This window comes from Nonomuraea sp. NPDC050022, assembly GCF_044460705.1.
Lineage (GTDB): Bacteria > Actinomycetota > Actinomycetes > Streptosporangiales > Streptosporangiaceae > Nonomuraea.
Genome location: NZ_JBITKE010000012.1, coordinates 335,285 through 341,717, shown reverse-complemented (window position 1 = coordinate 341,717; position 6,433 = coordinate 335,285). Strand labels below are relative to the sequence as shown.

The 6,433-nt window shown below is 70.9% G+C and carries 4 protein-coding genes; 3 read left to right on the top strand and 1 reads right to left on the bottom strand.

From position 1 onward, the window contains the following. The 3 genes from iscB to ACIBO2_RS44165 all read left to right on the top strand — a co-directional run. Positions 1–1,014: RNA-guided endonuclease IscB (gene iscB / locus ACIBO2_RS44175; protein WP_397304162.1), on the top strand; the 1,014-nt coding region annotated here is incomplete at its 5' end. 87 nt (positions 1,015–1,101) lie between these two features. Further along, positions 1,102–3,606: a DUF5682 family protein gene (locus ACIBO2_RS44170; protein ID WP_397304161.1), complete on the top strand. Its 2,505-nt coding sequence runs from the start codon at positions 1,102–1,104 to the stop codon at positions 3,604–3,606. 81 nt (positions 3,607–3,687) lie between these two features. Beyond that, positions 3,688–4,857, top strand: coding sequence for a VWA domain-containing protein (locus ACIBO2_RS44165; RefSeq protein WP_358556185.1), 1,170 nt, complete (start codon positions 3,688–3,690; stop codon positions 4,855–4,857). Positions 4,858–4,925: 68 nt separating this feature from the next. On the opposite strand, the gene ACIBO2_RS44160 is transcribed toward ACIBO2_RS44165, so the two are convergent. After that, positions 4,926–6,371: an MFS transporter gene (locus ACIBO2_RS44160; RefSeq protein WP_358556183.1), complete on the bottom strand. Its 1,446-nt coding sequence runs from the start codon at positions 6,369–6,371 to the stop codon at positions 4,926–4,928. Positions 6,372–6,433 lie beyond the last annotated feature (62 nt).

Sequence of the window (6,433 nt, the reverse complement as noted above, 5' to 3'; positions counted from 1 at the left end):
TCCAACTACCGGCGCAGCAGAAGGTCGCGCAAGCTGCGCTACCGCGCGCCTCGATTCCGCAACCGCACCAGGCCCAAGGGCTGGCTCGCGCCGTCTCTGCGGCACCGCCTGGACACCACCATGTCGTGGCTGGCCCGGCTGAGGCGGTGGGCACCCGTGCGCGCCATCCACGTCGAACGCGTCGCCTTCGACACCCACGCCATCTCGGCGGGCAAGCCCCTGGAAGGCATCGAATACCAGCAGGGCACACTGGCCGGATACGAGGCCCGCCAATACCTGCTGGAGAAATGGGGCCGCACCTGCGCCTACTGCGGCATGGCGGGTACGCCGTTGCAGGTCGAGCACATCCACCCCAAAGCGCGCGGCGGCTCCGACCGGATCTCCAACCTGACGTTGGCGTGCCGGCCGTGCAACCAGGCCAAGAACACCACGCCCGTCGAAGAGTTCCTGCGCAGCAAGCCCGCGCTGCTGGCGCGCATCCTCAAGCAGGCCCAGGCCCCGCTCCGAGACGCCGCAGCGGTCAACGCCACCCGCTGGGCGCTGTGGCGGGCACTGACCGCGACGACTCTGCCCGTGGCCACCGGATCGGGCGGGCGCACCAAATGGAACCGCTCCCGTACGAACGCGCCGAAGTCCCACACCCTGGACGCCCTGCACGTCGGCGAACTCGCGCAGGTGACCGGATGGCCAGACCGCATCCTGGTCGTCAAGGCCACCGGACGCGGCACCTACGGCCGAACCCGCACCGACCGGTACGGGTTCCCCCGTCTGCGACTTCCCCGAATCAAGCACGTCCACGGGTTCGCCACCGGCGACCTCGTTCGCGCCACCCTCGCCAAAGGCAAGCACGCCGGAGTCCACACCGGACGCGTCGCCGTCCGCACCACAGGCTCCTTCAACATCACCACCGCGACCGGCACCCGCCAAGGCATCAACCACAAACACATCCGCCTGCTCCAAAGAGCCGACGGCTACGGCTACACCACGAGTCAGGAGAGCACCATTGAACGGTGAACCTCAGGGCACATTCAGGCCCTTGAGGGCCCTCCCGCTCCCGATTCCTCTCCGGCTCGAACGCCGGGGTATCCACGGGTGGTTCTGATGGCCGTCTCGATCCTGGGTGTCCGGCACCACGGCCCCGGCTCGGCGCGCGCCGTGCGGGCGGAGCTCGAACGCCTCCGTCCCGACCTGATCCTCATTGAGGGACCGCCGGAGGCCGACGCGCTGGTCGCGCTCGCGCCCGAGCTCGAACCGCCGGTCGCGCTGCTCGCACACGTGCCCGGCCAGGCGTCCAGCGCGGCCTTCTGGCCGTTCGCCGGGTTCTCGCCCGAATGGCAGGCCATCCTGTACGGCACGGCGGCCGGCATCCCGGTACGGTTCTGCGACCTCCCGGCCGCCCACAGCCTGGCCGATCCGCCCAGCGCCGAAACCCGCGACGCCGACCCTCCCGACGCTCACAGCCCCGACGCCATCGCTCCTGACACCCCCGGCGCCGTCACTCCCGGCACTTCCGAGGCCGACAGCCCCGACGCCCCTGACGCTGACAGCCCTGGCGCTCGGGCCGCCAACCCTGGGCCCGGCCCTGAAGCGGTCCCCAAGTCTGGGCCCGGCCCTGAAGCGGTCCCCAAGTCTGGGCCCGGCCCTGAAGTGGATCCCAAGCCTGGGCCCGGTTCCGACCCCGAGCGTCTGCGGGTCGATCCCATCGGCACCCTGGCCGCCGCAGCCGGTTACGACGATCCCGAGCGCTGGTGGGAGGACGTCGTCGAGCACCGGGGCGACACCCCGTTCGAGGTGATCGCCGAGGCCATGGCCGCCGTCCGTGAGGGCCACGAGCCCGACGAACGTGAGGCCCGGCGCGAGGCGTACATGCGCAAGACCCTCCGCACCGCCATCAGACAGGGCCACGACCGCATCGCGGTGATCTGCGGCGCCTGGCACGTCCCCGCCCTGACCGCCCCGCTGCCTCCGGCCAAGGCCGACGACGCTCTCCTGCGTGGCCTGCCCAAGGTGAAGGCGCAGCTGACGTGGGTGCCGTGGACGTATGGGCGGCTGGCCTCGTGGAGCGGCTACGGCGCGGGCATCTCCTCGCCCGGCTGGTACCACCACCTGTTCACCGCGCCCGACCGGCCCGTGGAGCGGTGGCTGGCCGGAGCGGCGGCGGTGCTCCGCGACGAAGGGCTCGCGGTGTCGTCCGCGCACGTCATCGAGTCCGTACGCCTCGCGCACAGCCTGGCCACCCTGCGCGGACGCCCGCTGGCCGGGCTCGGCGAAGTCACCGAGGCGGCCAGGGCGGTGCTGTGCGAGGGCGACGACCTGGCGGTGGAGCTGATCCAGCGGCGCCTGGTCGTCGGCGACCGGCTCGGCCATGTCTCCGACGGCACGCCCATGGTGCCGCTCCAGCGCGACCTGCGTGAGCAGCAGCGACGGCTCAAGCTGAAGCCCGAGGCGCTGGACCGCGAGTTCGGGCTCGACCTGCGCAAGCCGCTCGACCTCGACCGCAGCCACCTGCTGCACCGGCTGCGGCTGCTCGACGTGGAGTGGGGGGTGCTCGGGCAGGCCAGGGGCAAGGGGACGTTCAGGGAGACGTGGACGCTGCAGTGGCGGCCGGAGTTCGACCTGGCGCTCGTCGAGGCGGCGGCCCTCGGCATCACGGTCGCCTTCGCCGCTGCCCAGCGGGCCCGCGACCTCGCCTCGGCAGCGTCGGTGACACTGGCCGACCTGAGCGGGCTGGTCGAACGCTGCCTGCTGGCCGACCTGCCGGAGGCGCTGCCCGAGGTCCTGGCCGCCCTCTCGGCCAAGGCCGCGCTCGACACCGACGTCACTCATCTGATGGGCGCGCTGCCCGCGATGGTTCGCGCCCACCGCTACGGCGACGTACGCGGCACCTCGGCCGAGGGCCTGGCGGTGATCGTCCGGTCGATGCTCGACCGCATCTGCGTCGGCCTGCCCGTCGCGGTCACCGGCCTCGACGACGAGGCGGCAGCCGCACTGCTCAGCGGCGTCGACGCCGTACACACTGCCGTCGCACTGATGTCAGAGGAGCCGACCGGCTCACCGCCGGAGGACCCCATCGAGCAGGAGCCGACGGCGCCGACATCCCGTCAGGCGGCGTCGCCGCGTAGTCGGTGGCTGGTCACGTTGCGTGGGATGAGTGACCGCCCCGACCTGCACGGGCTGATCGAGGGACGACTGACCAGGATCCTGCTCGACGCCGGCGAGCTCGACGACGCCGACGATCGGATGTCGCGGGCGATGTCCCGGGGCCACGCGCCCACCAGGGCCGCCTCCTGGATCGAGGGCTTCCTGGGCGGCGGCGGGCTGCTGCTGGTGCACGACCCGAGGCTGCTCGGCCTGGTCGACGCCTGGCTGACCGGGCTGGACGGCGAGCAGTTCGTCGACGTGCTGCCGCTGCTCCGCCGGACGTTCGGGAGCTTCGCCGCACCCGAACGCCGGGCGATCGGCGAGCGTGTCCGATCGGCGGAGCGGTCGGAGGGGCCGGGGCGGGCGGGGGAGCAGGCCGTGGACGAACAGCGGGCGGCGGCGGCCGAGCGAACCGTGCTGGCGATCTTGGGGAGAGCGCGGATCGGCGGGGGGGAGCATGGCTGAGCGTGCCGGTGATCCTGCAGGAGAGAACATGCCCGAGGGCACTGGCGATCTTGAGGAGAGCGCGAATCGGCGGGAGAGAGCATGACTGAGCGTATGGACGAGCGGCTGCGCAGGTGGCGGCTGGTGCTGGGCGGTGGCGACGCCGACGGCATCTGCGCGGGCCGCCAAGCAGGCGCGGGCGGCGGCGGGCTCGAGGGCGCCGACGCGGACATGGATCGGGCCCTGGCCGCCGTGTACGACCGCGACGGCGGCCTAGGCGCCTCGGCGCCCCGGGTGGCGCGGTGGCTGGGCGACATCAGAACCTATTTCCCCTCGACCGTCGTCCAGGTCATGCAGAAGGACGCGATCCAGCGGCTCAACCTCACCAGGCTGCTGCTCGAACCCGAGATGCTGGAGGCCGTAGAGCCCGACGTGCACCTGGTCGGCACGCTGCTGGCGCTCAACCGGGTCATGCCCGACCAGGCGCGCGAGTCGGCCCGCGCGGTGGTGCGCAGGGTCGTGCAGGAGCTCGAACGCAGGCTCGCCCAGAAGACCAGGGCCGCCGTCACCGGCGCGCTCGACCGCTCGGCCAGGACCCACCGGCCCAAGCGGGTGTCCGACATCGACTGGGACCGGACGATCAGGGCGAACCTCAAGAACTACCTGCCCGAGAAGAACACGGTCGTCCCCTCGCGGCTCGTCGGCTACGCGCGCAGGCAGCGGTCCGTGCAGCGCGAGGTGGTGCTCGCGATCGACCAGAGCGGGTCGATGGCGGCCTCGGTGGTCTACTCGAGCGTGTTCGGCGCGGTGCTGGCCTCGATGCGGTCGCTCAAGACGTCGCTGGTGGTGTTCGACACGGCGGTGGTGGACTTGACGGATCAGCTGCATGATCCGGTCGAGCTGCTGTTCGGCACCCAACTGGGCGGCGGTACGGACATCAACCGGGCCATCGCCTACAGCCAGGGTCTCATCACACGGCCCGCCAACTCGATCTTCATCCTCATCAGCGACCTCTACGAGGGCGGCGTGCGGCAGGAGATGCTGCGCAGGGTCGCCGCGATGACCCAGGCGGGCGTCCAGGTGATCGTGCTGCTGGCGCTGTCCGACGAGGGCGCGCCCTTCTACGACCACGAGAACGCCGCCGCGCTGGCCGCGATGGGGGTGCCGGCCTTCGCGTGTACGCCCGACGCGTTCCCGGACCTGATGGCCGCCGCGATCGAACGCCGCGACATCGCCCAGTGGGCCGAACGACATATCGGCATGGGTTCCTGAAACGTGGTGAAAGGGCCGCGACACCAGGTCGCGGCCCTTTAGAGCAGGTGGGTTTCAGAAGCAGGCGGTCAGTGCCCGGGTTGCTCCACACTGGACTTGCGCGGCAGCAGGTACGCCAGCAGGAAGGTCAGCACCAGCAGCCCGATCTCGACCCAGATGGTGACCTGCATCGCCGAGCCGAAGCTCCACTGGCTCTTGAGCAGGTTGAAGAAGAGCGTGCCGAGCAGGGCACTGCCGAGCGCGCCGCCGAGCTGCTGGGTCGCGGTCAGCGTGCCCGACGCCGAGCCGGACTCGTGCGGCTCGACGCCCGAGAGCACGATGTCGAAGAACGGCGCCATGGTCAGGCCCATCCCGATGCCCACGAAGGCCAGGCCGGGGGACAGCTGCCAGGGGCTGACGTCGGTGCCGACCAGGTGGATGGTCAGGCCCAGCACGCCCGCGCCCACGGCCATGACCGCGGTGCCGATCTGCAGCAGGCCGCGGCCGAGCTTCTCCTGCAGGCCCGACATGGCCAGGCCGAAGCCGATCACGCCGCCGATGGCCTGCGGCAGACCGGTGAGGCCGGCCTTGAGCGGGCTGTAGCCGAGCCCGACCTGGGTGTAGAGGGTGAAGACGAGGCTGAGGCCGATCATGCCGGAGAAGAAGGCCAGCCCGGCCACCAGCCCGCCGGTGAAGGCGCGCTTGCGGAACAGGCTCGGCGTGACCAGCGGGTCCTTTCCGGAAGCGGCACGGCGGCTCTCGTACCGGCCGAAGACGGCGAACAACACGATCGAGGCGGCCATCGACACGAACGTCCAGACGGGCCAGTCCAGCTCGCGACCCTGGATGAGCGGGAAGATCAGCAGGAACGCGGCGGCCGAGACCAGCAGCATGCCGACCAGGTCGAGCCGGGTGGCGTTGGAGAGCCTGAACTCCGGCAGGAACCGCATCCCGGCCAGCGCGGCGGCCAGCCCGAGTGGCAGGTTGATCAGGAAGATCATGCGCCAGCCGGTGCCGAACAGGTCGGCGTCGATCAGCCAACCGGCCAGGATCGGGCCGCCCACGGACGAGATCGTCATGACCGGGCCGAACATGCCGAACGCCTTGCCCATCTCCCGCGGCGGGAACATCTCCTTGATCAGGCCGAGCCCCTGCGGCAGCATCACGGCGCCGAACAGGCCCTGCACAACTCGGCCGGCGATCAGCATCTCCGGGTTCGCGGCGATCCCGCACAGTAATGAGGCGGCGGTGAAGCCCAGGGCGCCGATCACGAACATGCGCTTGCGGCCGTAGAGGTCGCCGAGCCGGCCACCGGTGATCAGGCCGACCGCCATGGCCAGCGTGTAACCGGCCACCAGCCACTGCACCAGGCTCGACGAGCCGCCCAGATCCTTCTGGATGGTCGGTGCGGCGATGGAGGTGACCAGCGCGTCCAGCAGGTCCATGACCTCGGCGGCCAGGATGACGAACAGCGCGACCCAGCGCCAGCGGTAGGGCTGGACCTCCGAGTCCGCCTGGGGGGCGGTGACGGTCATGAGGACTCCTTGGTAGAACACCGTTTTTTACTACGAACACTGTTCGCTACGAACACTGTTTT